We start from the raw sequence: 18,923 nt of genomic DNA, 5'->3' as shown, positions 1-18,923 counted from the left end.
GCTCACGAGGAGGAAGCACGCACATGAACGATGCCCCCGCCCCCCGGAGGAGCCGCGGACGTGGCGGCACCAGGCTGCTCGTCAGCCGTGTCTGCGCCGTGGCGCTGGCCATGGCCGTGGCGGTGCTGCCCGGCCCCGCCCACGCGGCCGTCACCACCAACCAGACCGGCACCAACAACGGCTACTTCTTCTCGTTCTGGACCGACAGCCAGGGAACCGTCTCCATGGAGCTGGGATCCGGCGGCAACTACAGCACCTCGTGGAGGAACACCGGGAACTTCGTCGCCGGCAAGGGCTGGAGGACCGGCGGACGCAGGACCGTGGACTACTCGGGCAGCTTCAACCCGTCCGGCAACGCCTACCTCACCCTCTACGGGTGGACGAGAAATCCGCTCGTGGAGTACTACATCGTCGACAACTGGGGCACCTACCGTCCCACCGGGACGTACAAGGGCACGGTCACCAGCGACGGCGGCACGTACGACATCTACCAGACGACGCGGGTCAACGCCCCCTCCATCGACGGCGTCAGGACCTTCAACCAGTACTGGAGCGTCAGGCAGTCGAAGAAGACCGGCGGGACCATAACCTCCGGCAACCACTTCGACGCCTGGGCCCGCAACGGCATGAGCCTGGGCGGCCACGACTACATGATCCTCGCGACGGAGGGTTACCAGAGCAGCGGGAGCTCCAACATAACGGTCGGCGGCTCCTCCGGTGGAGGAGGCGGCGGCGGCGGGGGCGGCTGCACCGCGTCGCTCTCCGCGGGAGAGCAGTGGAGCGACCGCTACAACCTCAACGTCTCGGTCAGCGGTTCGAGCAACTGGACCGTCACGATGAACGTCCCCTCCCCCGCGAAGGTCCTCTCCACCTGGAACGTCAGCGCGAGCTATCCCAGCGCCCAGGTGCTGACCGCCACGCCCAACGGCAGCGGCAACAACTGGGGCGTGACGATCCAGCGCAACGGCAACTCGACCTGGCCGACGGTCTCCTGCAGCGCGAGCTGACCTCGGCACCCCCGGAAGCGCCGAAGGCGCGGCGGTCCCCACCGCCGCGCCTTCGGGCCGGTACGACGCTCTCAGACCGGCGCGGCACGCACGGTCAGCACGTCCGGCAGGTGGTCGGCCACCGGGAACCAGCTCTCCCCGTCGTCCCAGGAGCCGTACACCTCGCCGTCGCGGGTGCCGAAGAACACCCCTCCGGCCGAGGCGCACATGGCGTCGCGCAGCACGGCGGCGTGGACCGGCCCGGTGGGCAGCCCTCGGTCCAGGGCCCGCCACGATCCGCCCGCGTCGTCGCTGCGGAAGACCCGGCAGCGGTGGCCGACGGGCGTGCGGTCGTCGTCGCCGTGGAGCGGGAAGACGTAGAGGGTGTCGGGCCGATCGGGGTGCACGACCAGCGGGAAGCCGAAGTCGGAGGGAAGGCCGCCCCCGATGGACGTCCAGGAGTCGCCGAAGTCGTCGCTGCGGTAGACGCCGCCGTGGTGCTGAAGGAAGAGCCGCTCGGGCCGGGAGGGGTGCATGTCCACCTTGTGCACGCACTGCCCGAACTCCGGGTACTGCGCGCCCTCGGGAAGGAACGGGGCGCGGATCCCCCGGTTGGCCGCCTCCCAGGAGACGCCTCCGTCGCCGGTACGGTAGACGCCGGCCGCGGAGACCGCGACCACCAGGGTCTTGGTGTCACCGGGGTGGGACAGCACGGTGTGCAGGCAGAGCCCGCCCAGACCGGGTTGCCAGCGTGACCGGTGCGGGTGGTTCCACAACCCCTCCACCAGCGAGAACGTGGCGCCACCGTCCTCGGAGCGGAACAGCGCCCCCGGCTCCGCACCGGCCCAGACCACCTCCGGCTCCGACGGGGAGGGCTGGAGCTGCCAGACGCGGGTGAGGGTCGTCGCGGTGGCCTCGGGAAAGGCGATCGGGACGGCGGAACCCTCCTGCCAGCTCTCGCCGAGGTCGTCGGAGCGCAGCACGGACGGGCCGAAGTGGCCGTACTCGATCCCGGCGAGGATGCGGGGCACCGCGCCGCGGGTGTCGATCGCGACCGAGGGGACCCCGATGGTGGAGAACCGGACCCGGTCGACCTCGAACGGGCCGTCGCCGGAGGAACGGGCCAGGAACAGGCCCTTGCGAGTGCCGATCGCGAGAAGCACGCCGCGCATGCCCGTCTCCCTCCGTCTTCGCCCGCCCCGACGTCCTGCCCGAGGGGGGACGCCCGGCCGCCTTCACCGGTACGCGTACCCCGGATTCGAACGTAGGTTCCACCGGTACGCCCGTCAAGGAAGATCACGGCGTGTCGCGGCGCCGGTCGCGGGCCCGCCGATCCTGCCAGACCCGAAGATCCGGCCCAGGGATCCGGGGCGAGGATCCGGGGCGAGGATCCGGCGCGGGGACGGCCGCTATATTGGCGCGCATGAACGCGCTGGTCCGGAGTCCTCTGGGGCGGAGCGGCCCGGCCGTGACGCCGGTCGGCCTGGGGCTGGCCGCGCTCGGCCGTCCCGCCTACATCACGCTCGGCCGCGCCGAGGACCTCGGCGCCGACCGCGACGTCCCCGCGATGCGGGCGCGCACCTGGGCCGTGCTCGACGCCGCGTGGGCCGCGGGCGTGCGCTACCTCGACACGGCGCGCTCGTACGGACGCGCGGAGGAGTTCCTCTCGGGCTGGCTGCGCGAGCGCGGGATCGCCCCGGACGCGGTCGCGGTCGGTTCCAAGTGGGGGTACGCCTACGTCGGCGGCTGGCGCATGGACGCCGAGCGGCACGAGGTGAAGGAGCTCACCGCCGACCGGTTCACCGCGCAGCTGGAGCAGACCCGCGCCCTGCTCGGCGACCACCTGTCGCTCTACCAGATCCATTCGGCGACCCTGGAGAGCGGCGTGCTCGACGACGGGGACGTGCTCGGCCGGTTGCGCGCGCTACGGGCCGAGGGGGTGGCGGTCGGCCTGTCGACGAGTGGGCCGCGCCAGGCCGAGACGGTCGACCGGGCGGTCGACATCGGGCTCTTCGACACCGTGCAGTCGACGTGGAACCTGCTGGAGCGCTCGGCCGGCGAGGCGCTCGCACGGGCGCACCGGGCGGGTCTGGGCGTCATCGTGAAGGAGGGCGTGGCGAACGGGCGGCTGACCGCCCGCGCCGCACCGGCCGTGCTCACGGCCGCCGCGCGCGAGCGGGGCGTCACCCCGGACGCGCTCGCGCTGGCGGCCGTCCTGGCCCGCCCGTGGGCCGGGACGGTGCTGAGCGGCGCGGTCTCGGCCGGGCAGCTGCGCGACAACCTGGCCGCGGTCGGTGTCACCTGGGACGCCGAGCTCGACGAGCGGCTCGCCGGGCTGGCCGAGGAGCCCGAGAGCTACTGGGCCACCCGGGGCACGCTGCCCTGGAGCTGAGCCCCCGTCACCGTCAGCGGGGCGCGCAGAGCGAGGTGCGGTCGAGGCCGGCGGTCAGCTCGGGCAGGGAGCCGAAGACGTGGTCCGCCCCGGCCTCGCGCAGGTCCTCGGCCGGGAACCCGCCGGTCAGCAGGCCGATGCCGGGGACACCCGCCTTGCGGGCGGAGACGAAGTCCCAGGACGAGTCGCCCACCATGACCCCGGAGGTCCCCCCGACCTTGTCCAGCGCCACCTTCAGCAGGTCGGGCGCGGGCTTGGTGGCCTCGACGTCCTCGGAGGTGGTCCACGCCGCGCAGTGCGAGCGGCCGTCCACCAGGTCGAGGAAGTGCTCGACGTGCTGGGGCTTTCCGGACGAGGCCAGCACGACGGTGAACCCGCGCCTGCCCAGCTCGTCCAGGAACGCGGTGGCGCCCTCCAGCGGCCTGATCTCGTCGAGGAAGACGTCGAACTCCTCCCCCCAGGCGTCCCGCAGCGCGTCGCCGTGCCGCCGCTCGACCTCGTCCCCGGCGACCGCCGCCACCAGCTGGTCCCCGCCCATGCCGATGTGCCGGTGGATGCGCCATAACGGCGGCCACACGTCGTGACGGCCGAACGCCCGGGACCAGGCCAGCGCGTGCTGATAGTTGGTGTCGACCAGGGTGCCGTCGACGTCGACGATCGCGGTGTCAGCCATGGGCAGGCTGTGCCCCGCCCGTACGGCGCTATTCCGGAGATCGTCCCTGGAATCGGAAAAGGTTCTCCCGCGCCGGACGCGCGGCCCCGCGCGCTCCGGGGGCAGGTGAGGAGCGCCTGCCCCGCGCGTCCCGAGGACCGGTGAACCCGCGCCCGTCCCGCCTGTCCCGGGAAGCCGGTGAGGGGCGTGGCCCCGCGAGGGCGGGCGCCGCAGAACATAGGGGCCCGTCCGAGGCGGCGGTCGTGGCGTTCCGTGACGGGAGATACGGCCTATGCAGTTCCGGTCACCCATCCCTTTGCGGATATATCAACTCATATATACAGAACGAGCAATAAACCTAATTTGCCATGTTGATCAGGCATGTGATAGTTACCATCTTCCCTATTCTGCGCGAACACCTCACGAATGGACTCCACCCTCATGAGTACCGCTCGCGAATCCGACCGGCGAACCGCGGAGCTCGACACCGAGCATCCGCATTCGGCGCGCATCTGGAATTACTGGCTGGGCGGAAAGGACAACTACCCCGCCGACCGGGAGGCCGGGAACATGGTGGAGGGCCTCATTCCCGGCATCGTGGATTCGGCCCGCGCCGACCGGGCGTTCCTCGGCCGCTGCGTCCGCCACCTCGTCACCGAGGCCGGGATCCGCCAGTTCCTCGACATCGGCACCGGCCTGCCCACCGCCGAGAACACCCACCAGGTGGCCCAGCGGATCGCCCCGGAGTCCCGGATCGTCTACGTCGACAACGACCCGCTGGTCCTCGCGCACGCCCGCGCCCTGCTCACCGGTTCGCCCGAGGGCGCCACCGACTACATCGACGCCGACCTCCGCCGGCCGGGGCACATCCTGCGCGAGGCCGCCTCCACCCTCGACCTCGGCGAGCCGGTGGCCCTGATGCTGCTGGGCATCCTGCACCACCTCGTCGACGACGACGAGGCCCGACAGGTCGTACGGGAGCTGGTCGAGGCCGTCCCCTCCGGCAGCCACCTGGTGATCGCGCACGCCACCGCCGAGGTCCACGGCGACGCCATGCACGAGGCGATGCGGCGGTTCATGGAGCGGGGCGGGACGCCGATCGTGGCCCGCTCGCGCGACCACGTCGCCACGTTCTTCGACGGCCTGGAACTGCTGGAGCCCGGGGTGGTCTCCTGCTCGCGCTGGCGCCCGGAACCCGGCCTCCCGGGCGAGCCTGCGGAGGTCTCCCAGTTCTGCGGCGTGGCCCGCAAGCCCTGAGGGGGAGCGCCGGGCCCGTGTGACGGGTGAGTTTCGGGTAATGACATGCGGGCATGTGGGACATGCCGATATGAACGCGGCATCAACACATCCTCAAGGCGCGGCCGTCCCGTCGCCGGGTCGCGTGAGCGATCCGTCCGCGGGCCGCGCCTCCTAGGGAGCGGAGGAGCCACGAACCCCACCCAGGACCCCGCCGCACCGGCTCCCGGTGCCGCGCTACTCGTCGTCATGGGCGTGACCGGCTCGGGCAAGACCACGGTGGGGGCGGCTCTCGCCCAGCGCCTGCGGCTGCCCTTCGCCGACGCCGACGACTTCCACAGCGAGGCCAACGTCGCCAAGATGTCGGCCGGCATCCCGCTGGACGACGACGACCGGCTGCCGTGGCTGCGCGCCATCGGCGACTGGCTCGCCTACCACGTCGCCACCGGTGGCGTGGCCAGCTGCTCGGCCCTCAAGCGAAGCTACCGCGACCTCCTGCGGCAGGCCGCTCCGTCGGTGACCTTCGTCCACCTGCACGGCGACATCGACGCCGTGCGGCGCAGGGTGGCCGGCCGCCCCGGGCACTTCATGCCCACCTCACTGGTCGACTCGCAGTTCAAGACGCTGGAGCCCCTGGAGCCCGACGAGCGCGGGATGGTCCTCGACTTCTCCCTGCCCGTCGACGACCTCGTGGAGGCCTACCTCGACGCCGCGAACACGACCGGCCCCGGCCCGTCGCCCGCCGATCCGGCCGGAGCCCGGAACACGGACGAGCCCGGGGGCGCGCGATGACCACCGTGCTGACCGTGCTGGCCGCTCCTCCCCCGGCCCCCGCCGGCAGGCTCATCCCGGCGGCGCTCATCGGCATCGCGCTGATCGTCCTGCTGATCACGTACTTCAAGCTGCACCCCTTCCTGAGCCTGACCATCGGTTCGCTGGCCGTGGGAGCCGTGGCGGGCCTGTCGATGGCCGACACCATCTCCGCCTTCACCGACGGGTTCGGCAGCACGGCCGCCGGGGTCGGCACCCTCATCGCGCTGGGAGCGATGTTCGGCAAGCTGCTCGCCGACTCCGGCGGGGCCGACGAGATCGTGGACACGATCGTCGGCCGCTCCAGTCCTCGTTCGCTGCCCTGGGCGATGGCCGCGGTGGGCGCCCTGATCGGGTTGCCGATGTTCTTCGAGATCGGCCTCGTGCTGCTGATGCCGGTCATCTTCCTGGTCTCGCGCCGCTCCGGCGTCTCGCTGATCCGGGTGGGCATCCCCGCGCTCGCCGGCCTGTCGGTGATGCACGGCCTGGTCCCGCCCCACCCCGGGCCGCTGGTCGCCATCGACGCCCTCAAGGCCGACCTGGGCATCACGCTGGGACTGGGCGTGCTCGTCGCCATCCCGACCGTCGCCATCGCCGGGCCGCTGTTCGCCAAGTACGCGGCCCGCTGGGTGGACGTCCCGGCGCCGGAGCTCTACGAGACCCGGCCCGCGGCCGAGGACACCCGCAGGCCCTCGTTCGGCGTCACCCTCGCCACGGTGCTGCTGCCCGTGGTGCTGATGATGGGCAAGGCGCTCGCCGCCATCCTCCTCCCCGAGGGGAACCCGATCCGCTCGGTCCTCGACTTCCTCGGCACGCCGCTGATCGCGCTGCTCATCGCCGTCATCGTGGCGATGTTCACCCTCGGTCTCGGCGCGGGCATGGACCGGAAGGCGGTCGCGAAGTCCCTGGAGCAGTCGCTGCCCCCGATCGCGGGCATCCTGCTGATCGTGGCCGCGGGCGGCGGTTTCAAGCAGACCCTGATCGACACCGGGATCGGCGACCTCATCGCCACCTGGGTGCAGAACAGCGGCCTGTCGGTGCTGCTGCTGGCCTGGTTCGTCGCCGTGCTCATCCGGCTGGCCACGGGGTCGGCGACCGTCGCGACCGTCACGGCCTCCGGCATCCTGGCGCCGCTGGTCGCCAACCTCAGCGTCGGCGAGACCTCGCTGCTCGTGCTCGCCATCGGCGCCGGCTCGCTGTTCTTCTCGCACGTCAACGACGCGGGATTCTGGCTGGTCAAGGAGTACTTCGGGCTCACCGTGGGGCAGAACATCAAGACCTGGTCGGTGATGGAGACGATCATCTCGGTGACCGGTCTGGTGTTCGTCCTGCTGCTCAGCCTGTTCCTATGACGCGCTCCCCGGCCCCCGGGCCGGGGAGCCGTCCACTGTCGAAAAGGGCACCTCGTGGCCCGGCGCCGCGCACGGCACGCCGGGAAGAGCCGTCATCGCGCGCCCCGGAGCCCCAGGATGTACGTCGCGGTGAGCGCGACGGCACGGTCCTCGTCACGGGACAGCTCGGCGAGGGCCCGGGACGCCGTGGTTCCCGGGACGTCCGCGAGCGCCTGGGTCAGCCGCCGGCGCGCGGACGGTTCCACCTCCCCGTGGGCGAGGCGATCGACGAGCCCGGTGGCGATCCGGTCCGCCAGCGCGGGACGGCTCGCCAGCGCGCCCAGGGCGTCGGCCGCGTCGACGTCGTTCGTCCCCTCGACGACGGTGTCGACGAGCACCGGGATCGCGTCGGCCACCCCCCGTGCCCCCAGCGCCAGGGCCGCGTGCCTGCGGACCACGGGGTCGGGGCTGGCGAGGGCCTCACGCAGCGTTGCGGTCGCCCGGTCGTCCGGGATCTCGGCGATGGCCCGGACGGCGCGCTCGCGCACCTCGGCCGCGGGCGAGCCGAGTCCCCTCGCCAGCAGCGCCGGGCCGTCGTCGCCCGACCGCGCCAGAGCCCAGCGAAGGGCCCCGGCGACGTTCGGGTCCGTCTCGCTCAGCGCCGCCTCGACCAGTGCCTCCACCGGCACCGCGGCCTCCTCGACCGAGGACAGGGCCGCGCGCTGGCGCCTGCCCGCGCTGGCCGACCCCAGCTCCTGCAGGAGCGCGACGATCTGCAGGACGTCCTCCCAGCCGGCCGGTTCCGCGGCGTCGATCCGGCGCAGCCGCGTGAGCAGCTCCGTCTCGGCCGCGATGCGCTCGCGCGTCCGGCGGATGAGGTCGTCGACGAGGTCCGCGGGCGTGAAGCCGGGATCGTCGAGCGCGCGCCCGACGTCGCGCAGCGACAGCCCCAGGGACCGCAGGCTCTCGATGTGGAAGATCCGCCGGATGTCCTCGTCGGAGTACTCCCGGTAGCCGGCGCCGGTACGGCCCGTCGGCCGCACCAGGCCGAGCGTGTCGTAGTGCCTGAGCATGCGGGCACTGACCCCGGACCGCCGCGCCACGTCGCCGATCAGCACCGTCCGTCACTCCTTCCCGCCGGTGTCGCCGAGGGCCACGACGCGCTTGGCCTCCTCGATCGCGAACGCGAACCCGGTCTCCGGGTCGCGCAGCAGCCGTTCCGTGGCGATCGCGTGCGCGCGTACGCGAGGGTCCGGATCCTCCGCCGCGGCGCGCAGGGCCGGCACGATCATCTCACCGAGCGCGACCAGTGCCCGGCTGAGGCTCAGCTGCGTGTCGCGTTCGCCGCGCCCGAGCTGTGCCGCCAGCGCCGCGGCCAGCTCGTGCTCCTCCCCCTCGGGTACGAGCACGACCGCCGCCCGCCACGCGCTCCGCGCCACCTCGTCGTCGGCGTCGGACAGGAGCGCCCGGGTGATCGCCGGCCACGCCCGCCGGTCCCCGATCTTGGACAGCGTGTGCAGCGCCTGGCTCCGCGCCTGCGCACGCTCCGAGCGGAGCTCCCCGAGAAGCTCCGGGACCGTCAGGGAGGCCGGGTGCCGGGTGAGCGCCCAGGTCAGCATGTCGCGCACGTAGAACTCCGGTTCGACCGCGCACCGCTCGACGAGCGGGCCGACGAACCGCGGGCCGGGGGTCGTGCCGAGCGCCATCGCCGCCCGCAGCCGCACCGACGCACGGCCGTCCTCCAGCCCCCGGAGCGCTCGGATCATGTCCGTGTCCTGTTCCCGCATGGTCATGGGGACCACCTCCTGGGCCACAGTGAAGACCTTGTCACCGTGTCAGGGTCAAGCGGGTCCCCTGGCCCCTTGGCCCTCGGCCCCTTGGTCCCCGGTCCCTTGGTCCCCGGACCGTCCGGGCCGGGCCGGACGGTCACCCGGGACGGTTGGCCGAGACCGTGTCGCGCAGGCCGCGCACCGCGGAGTCGATCCGCTCCAGGCTCTTCTCCTCGCAGAACGCCGGATCGGCGGGTTCCCGTCCGGCGCGGACGTCCCTGGCGAGGTCGTCCAGGCAACCGGCCAGGGTCTGGACCGCGGTGTCCGGGGGCGGCAGCGCGCCGCGCTCGGTCCGCGCGACCGTGGCGACGGTCGCGTTCGCCACCTGCTCCAGGGCGGTCATCGCGGGCATCCAGGTGGTGACGCGCCGGCTGACCACGGCCGGCTCGGTCATCGCCCGCTGGAAGACCGTCCGCAGGTCGGCCAGGGCGTCGTACACCCCGCGGCGGAGCAGCGCCCTGCCGGTGTGCCCGGGGTCGAACGCGTGCCGGAGGTAGTTCGCGGTGGCCGAGACGGCGTCGGCGAACCGCGGCCCGACCGGCGCCTCCCAGCTGGTCGGCCACGGCAGGTAGCCCAGCAGCAGGACGATCAGGCATCCGGCCAGCGTGTCGACCAGCCGGATGACGCCCAGTCCGGGCCCCCCGCGGGTCAGCAGGTCCACCAGGAGCAGCACCAGCGGCGCCTGGAAGGCCGAGAGCAGACCCCAGTTGCGCTGCACGCCGTACGGCAGCAGCGCCGCGCACACCGCGACGGGCACCAGGAGCGGCGTCCCGTACGGGACCACGACGAGCATCAGGGTGCCGATCAGCGTGCCCGCGACGGTCCCGAGCGCGCGCTGCACCGCACGGGCGAACACCGACCCGAAGTCGGGCTTGAGCACCAGCGCGACGGTCAGCATCATCCAGTAGGACCGCTCGAACCAGCCGAGCATGCCGATCGCGGCGGCGACGCCCATGCAGAGCCCGAGCCTGACCGTGTAGACGCGGACGAGGTGGCCGTACCACATGTCCTTCAGGGCGGCCCGGAGCCGGGCCCGGCGGCCGATCCTCTCGTACGGCAGCTGCTCGGCCGCCACGTCGCCGCCGGAGGCCAGGGCCACGGCCCCCTCCACCGCGGAGCACAGGGCGCGCACGGCGGGCGAGTCGCACTCGTGGCGCAGCGTCCGCGGCGCGGGCCCGCCGGTGAGCGAGGCGGTGACCTCCTCGACGTCCGCGACGAGCTCCGCGGGCGGCTCGCGCCCCTCGTGGGAGAGCGACAGCAGCGCGTTGCGGATCAGCGAGGCCTGGTTCAGCAGGGCGACCAGGCGGGTGCGTCCCGCGTCCAGGCCCGCGGCCGGGGAGCGCGCCGCGAGGACGGTGTCGTACCCGCTCTTGAGGGCGGCGTCGAACGCGGTCAGCGCGCCGGTGCCGCCGGTGCCGCCGGTGCCGCTGGTGTCGCCGGTGTCGCCGGTGTCGCCGGTGTCGCCGGTGGGGCGCGTGCGGGCGGCGAGGAGGGTGCCGAGGGCCCGGTAGACCGTGACCACCGCGGCCTCCTCGGGCGCGCGGGGATGGAACGGCCACTCCGCGGCCCCCAGGGCGATCACCCATCCCACGCCCAGCAGGAACGCCAGCGCGTTCAGCAGGGGCGATCCCGGCAGCGCTATGCCGATGGACAGCACGGTCATCACCAGCAGCTGCAGCCCGGCCGCCGATCCGGTGGCGCCGCTCGTGCTGATCAGCGCGGACACCACGGAGACGGCCACCACGGCGAGCACCGCCCACCAGCCGTGGTCGCGGATCGCGGCGCCGACGAGGTACCCGACCGCTCCGGCGGTGCCGGCCGCCGCCATCCGGATGACCCTGACCCGGTACGGCCCCCCGCGGTCGGCCATGCCGGCGTTCATCGCGCCGATGGCCGGCAGCAGACCGGCCACGACGTGTCCGGTGACGAACCCCGCGGCGAGGGGGGTGGTCACCGCCACCGCCATGCGCAGCATCGGCCACCATTCGAGGGCCGCGGGCGCCGGCCGTACCGTCTCCACCAGCCAGCCGGGGGCGGTGTCGGTCAGCCGGTCGGCGGCCCGCCGGAGGAACGGGAACGACGGGGACACCGTTCGCCGTGCTCAGTACGCGGGCACGCCGGGCGTGTCCGGTGCCGGGACGGTCTCCTGATCGTTCACGGAGCGTCCGTACCCGCGGGCTCGCCCGGACTATCCCCGGGTTCACCGACGAACGCTTGACCTCGGCGCCTTCCCCGGGGGTCCCTCCCTCGCGGCCGGGCCCGCCCGCAGGCCGCCGGCCGGGAGGGCCACCGCCCACGCGGGCACCGGCCGGGGGCTTCAGGGGCGTCGGGGGCTTCAAGGGCTTCAGGGGCTCAGGGAACGATGGCGTCGACGTACCCCCCGTCGACCCGGAGCGCGCCGCCGGTGGTGGCCGAGGCCTGCGGGGAGCTGAGGTAGACGACCATGTCGGCGATCTCCTCCGGTTCGATCAGCCGTTGCAGCAGCGACTGGGGACGGTGTCCCCGCATGAAGGCGCGCTGGGCCTCCTCCCAGGACAGGTCACGCTCGACGAGCTCGTAGACGAAGTCCTCCACCCCCTCGGTGTGCGTGGGACCGGCGATGACGGAGTTGACCGTGACGCCGCTGCCCGCGGCCTTCTTGGCGAAGCCTCGCGAGACCGCCAGGAGCGCGGTCTTGGACATCCCGTAGTGGATCATCTCCAGGGGCGTGACGATCGCGGAGTCGCTGGCGATGTACTGGACGCGGCCCCAGGAGCGCGCCGTCATCCCCGGCAGGTAGGCGCGGGTGAGGCGGATCGCCGCCAGGACGTTCACCTCGAAGAAGCGCCGCCACTCGTCGTCGGTGATCTCCAGGGCGTCCTGTACCCCGAAGGCGCCGAGGTTGTTGATCAGGATGTCGACCTCCGGTACGAGGCCGACGGCCCGGTCCGCACCCGCCTGGGTGGCGAGATCGGCGGCGACCGGGACGACCCGCGCGCCGGGGACCTTCAGGCGCAGCGCGCCGACGGCGGCCTCCACCGTCTGGGGGGTGCGGCCGTTCACGGCCACCGTCGCGCCCGCCCGGGCCAGGCCGGTGGCGATGGCCGCCCCGATCCCCTGGGTGGATCCGGTGACCAGCGCCGTCTTGCCGGTGAGATCGATGTGCATGCGTCACGTCCTTGATGCCCGTCGTGGAACCGCCCCCGCGTGCGCCCGCCCGGCCGGACGGCGGGACCACAGGACGGAGCGGCGCTCCACCGTGTCGCCCGGCAGGGTCCCCGGTGCGTCGCCCCGTCCACCGGCCCGTCCCCGTCCCCGCGCCGGGCGGCGTGAACGCGGGATCGTGGTCATTGTGCGGGAGCGGACGCGGGGGACGGCGTTCTCCCCGCCGGGTGACGGTGTCCTGGCGGGGAGTTGGGAAACTCTTGGACGGGCGCGCGAGCACCCGGCGGGCGGAGCGACCGGGCCGAGGTCCCGCCGGTCGCGGTTCTGTCGGTCCCGGCCCGTAGTCTGCCGGTCCCGTACGACAGGAAGGTGGGGATCGTGGACCCTGACAACCCGGTGATCAAGCTCTGCGCCGAGGGCATGGAGGCCGAGGCCGACGGCCGTCCCGAGGACGCGCTGCGGTTGTTCGAGCAGGCGTGGCTGGAGCGGACCGACGACTTCGACGCCTGTGTGGCGGCCCACTACGTCGCGCGCCACCAGGAGTCCGCCGAGGAGACCCTGCGCTGGAACGAGATCTCGCTCAAGCACGCCGACGCGGTGGCGGACGAGCGGGTTCTCCCGTTCTACCCCTCGCTCCACGTCAACATGGGGGCCGCCCACGAGCTGCTGGGCGATCCCGACGAGGCCCGTCGCCACTTCCGGCTGGCCTCCGACCGGGTCCACGACCTCCCCGAGGGTGCGTACGGTGACATGCTCCGCCAGGCGATCACCGACGGTCTGAGCCGCCTGACCTGAGTCGCCTGAACTGAGCCGCCCACCCGGGCCGCCTGACCCGGGCCGTCCGGTCAGGCCTCTCCGCCGTCCCAGGCGAAGGCGCTCATCTGGGGGTCGAGGGGCGCGTCGACGAGCCGGTTGGCGAACGTGGAGATGGTGTAGGTCCCCACCCCGAGAACGACCTCGAGCGCGTTCCGGGCGGTGTGGCCGGCGTCGAGGAACGCCCGCATCTCGTTGTCGTCCACGGCACCCTGGCGGTCCATGACGGCCAGGGTGAAGAGCCGTACCGCCTCCAGCCGCGTGTCGGCCAGGGGCTTCCGCGACCGTAGCGCCTCGACGACCTCGGGCGGGGCGTCCAGCCCGGCCAGCGTGGCGGTGTGGAGCGCCACGCAGACGTGGCACCGGTTCCGGGTGGCGACCGTCAGGATGACGATCTCTCGTTCGAGCGGGCCGAGGGTGGCCTGCTCGAACGACGCCGAGGCCGCCAGGAACCCCTTGAGCAGCTGCGGGGATTCGGCCATCAGGGCCACCGCCGAGGGAAGGTGGCCGAACTTCCGCGTCACGCCCTCGATGGTGGGGCGGATCTCGGGCGGCGCGCTCTCGGCGGTGTGGGCGACGAAGACGTCGGAGGGCATGGGGGACCTTCTCTCTGCGGGGTTCGGCGGGCGCCGGAGCCGGGCTCGGCGTCCGCACGCACCAGAAACAGTCAATGTGGTTGTCCATACCGTAAACATGGTTGACCATTTTGGCAAGGCCGGGATCCGTGCACCCCGGTGGCCGCGGAGAGCCCCACCGGGCACCGCCGATTACCCTCGAAGGTGTCACCGACCACGACAGGAGGCCCGACCGTGACGGACCGCAAACCGCCCGGGGTCAGCTTCGAGACGTGGATCGACCGGCAGATCCGCGAGGCCACCGAACGCGGGGAGTTCGACAACCTGCCGGGGGCCGGCAAGCCCCTCCCCGACGCGGGCAGGCAGCCCGACGAGATGTGGTGGGTCAAGCAGAAGATGAGAGCGGAGAACCTGTCGTTCCCGCTTCCCGGGACGCTCGCGCTGCGCAAGGACGCCGAGGAGGCGCGGGTGGCCGCGGCGGACGCGCGGACGGAGGCCGAGGCGCGCCGGATCATCGAGGAGATCAACGGCCGGATCCGCGAGAGCCACGGCAGGACCCTGTCGGGTCCGCCGCTCCTCCAGCCGCTCTTCGACGTGGACGAGGTCGTCGCCGACTGGCGGGCCCGCCATCCCGCCGTGGAGAGACCGGCCCCCGAACCGCCCGTCCGGCGACGCTCCCTCCTGCGCCGGCTCATGCGCGGCTGACCCCCCGGTTCATGCACGGCCGGCTCCCCCGCCGGTTCATGCGCGGCCGGCTCGCCGGTTCATGCGCGGCCGGCTCCCCCGCCGGTTCATGCGCGGCCGACCCGCGCGCCCGGGATCCGGTCCCCGGGCGCGCGGGTCGACCAGGCGCCGAGAGGCGCCTCGTCCATGGAATCGATCCCGGGAACTCCCGGACCGCCCCCTTCTCCCGCGTCGCACGCCGATGACTTCTGGAAATAACACCTGTTAAGAACATATTTCCTGCTTGACCGGAAAGATGGTCGTGCAGCAACCTGGTGCAATCGATTCCGTAAAATCTGCAGGTTGTTCCTCGCACCGACCCCCGGGAACCCCATGGACCGCGACGACGTCACCTGGCACGGCTACTGGCCGGCCGCCCCCACCCCCTTCACCGCCGACGGCGCGCTGGACGAGGGGGCCTGGCGGGCGCTGCTCCGGCTGTACGCCGCCCAGGGGGTGCACGGCGTCCTGGTCAACGGGAGCACCGGCGAGTGGTTCAGCCAGACGCCGGCCGAGCGCCGCCGCGTCACCGAGATCGCGGTACGGGAGGTCGCCGGCCGTTTCCCCGTGGTCGTCGGCGTCACCGCCTACACGCCCGGCGAGGCGATCGACCTCGCCCGGCACGCCGCCGAGACCGGTGCCGACGGCCTGCTCGCCACACCGCCTCCGTACGTGCATCCCGGCCCCGAGGAGATCGTGGCCTTCTACGACCGGGTCGGCTCGGCCACGGACCTGCCGTTCATGGTCTACAACTGGCCGCGCGGCGTCGCCGTCGACATCTCCGCCCACCCCGGGCTGACCGAACGGCTGGCCGACCTCGACAACGTGGTCGCGATCAAGGACAGCACCGGCGACTGGCTGAGGATGCTCGGCACGGTCGAGGCGGTCTGCGACCGTGTCCGGGTGTTCGGCAGCTTCCTGCACCGGCGCGGCCTCGCCGTCCTGCTGGGACTCGGCGGTGACGGCAACATCGACGGCGGCGGCGTCGGGGCTCCCTTCGCGGTCCCCTACTACGAGGCGGTGACGGCCGGCGACCGCGAGTCCGCCCGCGCCTGGGCCGACCGGTACGCGGGCCTGTCCGGCCGTCTCGTCGCTCCCGACTACAGCGGCGTGCACGGCTCCCCCATCGCCCAGCTCAAGGCCGCGATGTCCCTGCTCGGCCAGCCCGGCGGGCACGTGCGCCCGCCCCTGCTGCCGATCTCCGACCCGGGGACGCTCCGCGCGATCAGAACCGTACTGGAAGAGTCCGGCCTGGTCGCGGCGCTGGAGGAGTCCGGTCCGGTCGCGCGGGAGTCCGGTCCGGTGGCGTCGGAGGCGGCGACGCCCGATGCCGGCGCGGGCCGCGAGGAGACCCGCGCGTGACGGGGTCGGCGGGCCGGGGAGGCTCGGCACGCGGAACGAACCCGAAGCGCGGAAAGGATTCGGCGGACGGGACGGGGCCGGTGACCGCAAGGAGGGCGACGATCGTGGTCGACGGGCGGGTGATCAGCGCCGTCGAGGGCGTCACCCTGGCCGCCGCCCTCGTGGGCGAGCGCCACTGGACGCTGGGCCGCAACCCGGTCGACGGCGCGCTCCGTGGCCCGTTCTGCGGGATGGGCGTGTGCTTCGAGTGCGAGGTGACCGTGGACGGCCGGGCCGGGGTCCGCGCCTGCCTCACCAGGATCCACCCGGGCATGCGGGTCGACACGGCCGCCCTCTCGGAGGGTCCCGATGGCGGCTGACGGCGACGGGGCGGTCGTGCGGCGGGACGTGGTGATCGTCGGGGGCGGCCCGGCCGGTCTGACCGCGGCGGCCCGGCTGGCCGCGTCCGGGCTGACCGTGACGATCCTGGACGAGCAACCCGAGCTGGGCGGCCAGTACTACCGGCGTCCCGCGCCCGAGGTCGCGCGGGTGTGGGGAGACCACCGCCCCGAGGGCGGGCGGCTGATCGGCCGGGTGCGCGCCGCGGGCGTCGAGTGCCGCACCGGCCACCTGGTGTGGGGGGTGGCCGACGACGGGAGCACGCTGCTGGCGTCCGACGCGGCGGGCCGGGCGGTGCGGCTGCGCGGCCGGTACGTGATCCTGGCGACCGGGGCCTACGAGCGGGTGTTCCCCTTCCCGGGCTGGCGGCTTCCCGGTGTGACCACTCCCGGTTTCGCCCAGCATCTGGCCGCCGACCACACCTCGGTCGGCGACCGGGTGGTGCTGGCCGGCTCGGGTCCCTTCCTGCTGCCGGTCGCCTGCTCGCTGCTCGCCCTCGGGGTGACGGTCGCGGGGATCGCCGAGGTCGGCACGCCGTACCGTCCGGGTCCGCGCGCGTCCGGCGCGCTGCTGCACCCGGCCCGGCTGCGCGAGCTCGCCGGGTACGCGGCGCGGCTCGCCCGCGCCCGGGTGCCGCTCTGGCAGAGGACCGTGGTGCTGCGCGCGGACGGTCGGGAGCGCGTCTCGTCGGTGACGCTGGCCTCGGCCGCGACGCCGGGACGCCCGATCCGCACCGTCGAGGTGGACGCGCTCTGCGTCGGGTACGGCTTCCGGCCGCAGACCGACCTCGCCCGCATGCTGGGCTGCGCGACCGGCACCGACGCCGTGACCGGGGAGGTGTCACCGCTCACCGGCCCGGCCGGGCGTTCCTCGCGCGACGAGGTCTACGTCGTGGGCGAGGCCGCGGGCGTCGGCGGGGTGCACGCGGCCGTCGCCCGGGGCATGGCCGCCGCCCACGACATCCTGGCCCGGGAACACGGCGCCCTGGCCCGGGAACAGGGCGACACCCGCGGACGCGACGACGCCGGAGACCGCGACGGTCCACGAGCCCCGGCCCTCGGGAAGGGGCGGGGACCGGTGCCCGCCTCCGAGATCCGGCGGTGGACGAGGGCACGGCGGCGGGCGGAACACTTCGCGGCCCTCACCGGCTCGATCTACCCGGGTCCCGCCCTGCTCCTGGACACGCTGGCCGCCTCCGTACCCGACGAGACCCCGGTCTGCCGGTGCGAGGCGATCACCGCGGGAGAGATCCGCGAGACCGCGGCCGCGCGTGCCGGGGGCGACCTGAACGCCACCAAGGCGTGGACCCGCGCCGGGATGGGCCCCTGCCAGGGCCGCGAGTGCGGTTTCGCGGTCTCCGCGCTGGTCAGGGCCGCCCGGCCCGGGGAGACCGCGGACCGGCCGGTGGAGGCGTTCCCTTCCCGGACACCGGTCAGGCCGGTACCGGTGGCGACACTGCTGGAGATCGCGGAGAGCCGCGCCGACGGGACGACGACGTGAGGACGTCCGACGTGGTGATCGTCGGCGCCGGGGTGCTGGGCGCCGCCACGGCGAGCCGGCTGGCGCGCGACGGGCACCGGGTGACGGTGCTGGAACGCGGAGCCCCCGGCCGCGAGGGGTCGGGCACCACCGCGGGCAACCTGCACATGCAGGCCGTGCACACCCGTCGCCCTGGTCAGGCCGTACCGCTGGACAGCGCGCGCTTCCTGCCGTTGCAGCGGGCCGCCAGCGACCTGTGGGAGACCGTCGAGGACGAGCTGGAGGCCTCCGTCGAGCTGCGCCGCAGCGGCGGGTTCACCATCGCCGAGACCGAGGCCCAGGTACGAGAACTGCACGACAAGCACGCCTGGGAGACCGCGGCCGGGATCGCGACCGAGGTCATGGACGGCGACGCGGCCCGCTCGGCGCTGCCGTCGCTGGGCCCGACCGTCGCCGCGGCCACCTGGTGCGGCCTCGACGGGTACGCCAACCCGTTGAAGGTCACCCCCGCCTACCTGGCCGACGCGGCGCGGCACGGGGCCCGGCTGGTGCCGTTCGCGCCGGTCACCGCGGTCACCCGGAGCGGCGGGACCTGGCGGGTCGAGGCGGGTGGGGAGGTCGTCCAGGCCCCGGTGGTGGTGGACGTCGCCGGTCCCTGGCTGGGCGGGATCGCGGCGATGGCCGGGATCGGGCTGCGGATGACGCCGGTGGCGATCCAGATGCACGCCACCGTGCGCTCGGCCCCCGTCCTGCCGCACCTGGTCCAGCACATCGGCGAGGGCCTGTCGGTGAAGCAGGTCACCGCGGGCAACCTGCTGGTCGGCGGCGGCTGGCCGGCCAGGACCATGGACCTGGACGGCCGCAGCGAGGCGGGCGTGGACGGCCTGGTCGGCAACATGGCGCTCGCCGTGCGGATCCTGCCGTTCGTCCGGGACCTGCGGCTGCTGCGCATGTGGGCGGGACCGCTGGCGGCCACCCCCGACGAGATGCCGGTGATCGGCGAGGTGCCGGGCGCGCCGGGCTTCCTGGTGGCGGGCGGCACGTACTCCTTCACCTTCGCCCCCCTGTGGGGCGAGACGCTGCGCCACCTGGTCGCGGGGACGCCACCGCCGGTGAACGTCGCCGACCTGGGCCCGGACCGGCTGATGCGAGACCCGTTCGACCCGCTCGCCGCGAGCCCTCGTGGCGGCCGGGGCACCCGATGAAGGAGGAC

18 protein-coding genes are annotated in these 18,923 nt (G+C 73.6%); 11 read left to right on the top strand and 7 right to left on the bottom strand.

What is annotated here, in order from left to right; all coding sequences use genetic code 11:
* Positions 1–23: 23 nt before the first annotated feature.
* Positions 24–1,007, top strand: coding sequence for a glycoside hydrolase family 11 protein (locus ACZ6RT_RS15425; protein ID WP_470154047.1), 984 nt, complete (start codon positions 24–26; stop codon positions 1,005–1,007).
* Positions 1,008–1,078: 71 nt separating this feature from the next.
* Here ACZ6RT_RS15425 and ACZ6RT_RS15420 read toward each other — a convergent pair whose 3' ends face one another.
* Positions 1,079–2,158: a WD40/YVTN/BNR-like repeat-containing protein gene (locus tag ACZ6RT_RS15420; protein ID WP_470154045.1), complete on the bottom strand. Its 1,080-nt coding sequence runs from the start codon at positions 2,156–2,158 to the stop codon at positions 1,079–1,081.
* Positions 2,159–2,409: 251 nt separating this feature from the next.
* Between ACZ6RT_RS15420 and ACZ6RT_RS15415 the strand changes: the two genes are divergently transcribed.
* Positions 2,410–3,378 (top strand): aldo/keto reductase, encoded by a 969-nt coding sequence (locus ACZ6RT_RS15415; protein WP_399188999.1) that lies wholly within the window; start codon positions 2,410–2,412, stop codon positions 3,376–3,378.
* A 13-nt stretch (positions 3,379–3,391) separates the two neighbouring features.
* Here the strand turns inward: ACZ6RT_RS15415 and ACZ6RT_RS15410 are convergent, their stop codons facing one another.
* On the bottom strand, positions 3,392–4,051 hold the full coding sequence (locus tag ACZ6RT_RS15410) for an HAD family hydrolase (protein WP_399189001.1): 660 nt from the start codon (positions 4,049–4,051) through the stop codon (positions 3,392–3,394).
* Between the two features lie 420 nt (positions 4,052–4,471).
* Between ACZ6RT_RS15410 and ACZ6RT_RS15405 the strand changes: the two genes are divergently transcribed.
* The 3 genes from ACZ6RT_RS15405 to ACZ6RT_RS15395 all read left to right on the top strand — a co-directional run bounded on the left by ACZ6RT_RS15405 (position 4,472) and on the right by ACZ6RT_RS15395 (position 7,428).
* A complete protein-coding gene (locus ACZ6RT_RS15405; protein WP_470154042.1) occupies positions 4,472–5,287 on the top strand; it encodes an SAM-dependent methyltransferase in 816 nt (271 codons plus the stop codon).
* Between the two features lie 228 nt (positions 5,288–5,515).
* Positions 5,516–6,058, top strand: a complete 543-nt coding sequence (locus tag ACZ6RT_RS15400) for a gluconokinase (protein WP_470154040.1) — start codon at positions 5,516–5,518, stop codon at positions 6,056–6,058.
* Positions 6,055–7,428 (top strand): GntP family permease, encoded by a 1,374-nt coding sequence (locus ACZ6RT_RS15395; RefSeq protein WP_399189007.1) that lies wholly within the window; start codon positions 6,055–6,057, stop codon positions 7,426–7,428. The genes ACZ6RT_RS15400 and ACZ6RT_RS15395 overlap by 4 nt, the downstream gene beginning before the upstream one ends.
* Positions 7,429–7,520: 92 nt before the next feature.
* Here the strand turns inward: ACZ6RT_RS15395 and ACZ6RT_RS15390 are convergent, their stop codons facing one another.
* The 4 genes from ACZ6RT_RS15390 to ACZ6RT_RS15375 all read right to left on the bottom strand — a co-directional run bounded on the left by ACZ6RT_RS15390 (position 7,521) and on the right by ACZ6RT_RS15375 (position 12,383).
* The gene (locus ACZ6RT_RS15390; RefSeq protein WP_470154039.1) at positions 7,521–8,525 is read right to left on the bottom strand and encodes a HEAT repeat domain-containing protein; all 1,005 of its coding nucleotides are present in this window, start codon (positions 8,523–8,525) and stop codon (positions 7,521–7,523) included.
* Positions 8,526–8,531: 6 nt separating this feature from the next.
* Entirely contained in the window at positions 8,532–9,173 is a 642-nt protein-coding gene (locus ACZ6RT_RS15385) for a HEAT repeat domain-containing protein (protein WP_470154037.1), read from the bottom strand.
* Positions 9,174–9,333: 160 nt separating this feature from the next.
* Entirely contained in the window at positions 9,334–11,325 is a 1,992-nt protein-coding gene (locus ACZ6RT_RS15380) for an FUSC family protein (RefSeq protein ID WP_470154035.1), read from the bottom strand.
* 263 nt (positions 11,326–11,588) lie between these two features.
* The gene (locus ACZ6RT_RS15375) at positions 11,589–12,383 is read right to left on the bottom strand and encodes an SDR family NAD(P)-dependent oxidoreductase (protein WP_470154033.1); all 795 of its coding nucleotides are present in this window, start codon (positions 12,381–12,383) and stop codon (positions 11,589–11,591) included.
* A 375-nt stretch (positions 12,384–12,758) separates the two neighbouring features.
* On the opposite strand from ACZ6RT_RS15375, the gene ACZ6RT_RS15370 reads away from it, so the two are divergent.
* Complete coding sequence (locus ACZ6RT_RS15370; RefSeq protein WP_470154031.1) at positions 12,759–13,175, top strand: hypothetical protein; 417 nt, start codon at positions 12,759–12,761, stop codon at positions 13,173–13,175.
* A 50-nt stretch (positions 13,176–13,225) separates the two neighbouring features.
* On the opposite strand, the gene ACZ6RT_RS15365 is transcribed toward ACZ6RT_RS15370, so the two are convergent.
* Entirely contained in the window at positions 13,226–13,789 is a 564-nt protein-coding gene (locus ACZ6RT_RS15365) for a carboxymuconolactone decarboxylase family protein (RefSeq protein ID WP_399189018.1), read from the bottom strand.
* Between the two features lie 213 nt (positions 13,790–14,002).
* Between ACZ6RT_RS15365 and ACZ6RT_RS15360 the strand changes: the two genes are divergently transcribed.
* The 5 genes from ACZ6RT_RS15360 (at position 14,003) to ACZ6RT_RS15340 (ending at position 18,915) form a co-directional block, all read left to right on the top strand.
* Positions 14,003–14,473 (top strand): DnaJ family domain-containing protein, encoded by a 471-nt coding sequence (locus tag ACZ6RT_RS15360; protein WP_470154030.1) that lies wholly within the window; start codon positions 14,003–14,005, stop codon positions 14,471–14,473.
* A gap of 321 nt (positions 14,474–14,794) precedes the next feature.
* Positions 14,795–15,853, top strand: coding sequence for a dihydrodipicolinate synthase family protein (locus ACZ6RT_RS15355; RefSeq protein WP_470154029.1), 1,059 nt, complete (start codon positions 14,795–14,797; stop codon positions 15,851–15,853).
* 80 nt (positions 15,854–15,933) lie between these two features.
* Entirely contained in the window at positions 15,934–16,212 is a 279-nt protein-coding gene (locus ACZ6RT_RS15350; RefSeq protein ID WP_399189025.1) for a (2Fe-2S)-binding protein, read from the top strand.
* Entirely contained in the window at positions 16,202–17,731 is a 1,530-nt protein-coding gene (locus ACZ6RT_RS15345; protein ID WP_470154027.1) for an FAD-dependent oxidoreductase, read from the top strand. The genes ACZ6RT_RS15350 and ACZ6RT_RS15345 overlap by 11 nt, the downstream gene beginning before the upstream one ends.
* A complete protein-coding gene (locus ACZ6RT_RS15340) occupies positions 17,728–18,915 on the top strand; it encodes an NAD(P)/FAD-dependent oxidoreductase (protein WP_470154025.1) in 1,188 nt (395 codons plus the stop codon). Before ACZ6RT_RS15345 ends, ACZ6RT_RS15340 begins: the two co-directional genes overlap by 4 nt.
* The last annotated feature ends 8 nt before the right edge of the window (positions 18,916–18,923 follow it).

The sequence above is a fragment of the Streptosporangium sp. NPDC050148 genome, from assembly GCF_055586505.1.
This window is presented reverse-complemented; position numbering and strand designations above follow the sequence as displayed.

Bases quoted from the DNA above. Each gene is read 5' to 3' on its own strand.
- ACZ6RT_RS15345 (WP_470154027.1), top strand. From the start codon at position 16,202: ATGGCGGCTGACGGCGACGGGGCGGTCGTGCGGCGGGACGTGGTGATC.
- ACZ6RT_RS15385 (WP_470154037.1), bottom strand. From the start codon at position 9,173: ATGATCCGAGCGCTCCGGGGGCTGGAGGACGGCCGTGCGTCGGTGCGG.
- ACZ6RT_RS15375 (WP_470154033.1), bottom strand. From the start codon at position 12,383: ATGCACATCGATCTCACCGGCAAGACGGCGCTGGTCACCGGATCCACC.
- ACZ6RT_RS15425 (WP_470154047.1), top strand. From the start codon at position 24: ATGAACGATGCCCCCGCCCCCCGGAGGAGCCGCGGACGTGGCGGCACC.
- ACZ6RT_RS15405 (WP_470154042.1), top strand. From the start codon at position 4,472: ATGAGTACCGCTCGCGAATCCGACCGGCGAACCGCGGAGCTCGACACC.
- ACZ6RT_RS15415 (WP_399188999.1), top strand. From the start codon at position 2,410: ATGAACGCGCTGGTCCGGAGTCCTCTGGGGCGGAGCGGCCCGGCCGTG.
- ACZ6RT_RS15395 (WP_399189007.1), top strand. From the start codon at position 6,055: ATGACCACCGTGCTGACCGTGCTGGCCGCTCCTCCCCCGGCCCCCGCC.
- ACZ6RT_RS15420 (WP_470154045.1), bottom strand. From the start codon at position 2,158: ATGCGCGGCGTGCTTCTCGCGATCGGCACTCGCAAGGGCCTGTTCCTG.
- ACZ6RT_RS15410 (WP_399189001.1), bottom strand. From the start codon at position 4,051: ATGGCTGACACCGCGATCGTCGACGTCGACGGCACCCTGGTCGACACC.
- ACZ6RT_RS15400 (WP_470154040.1), top strand. From the start codon at position 5,516: ATGGGCGTGACCGGCTCGGGCAAGACCACGGTGGGGGCGGCTCTCGCC.
- ACZ6RT_RS15365 (WP_399189018.1), bottom strand. From the start codon at position 13,789: ATGCCCTCCGACGTCTTCGTCGCCCACACCGCCGAGAGCGCGCCGCCC.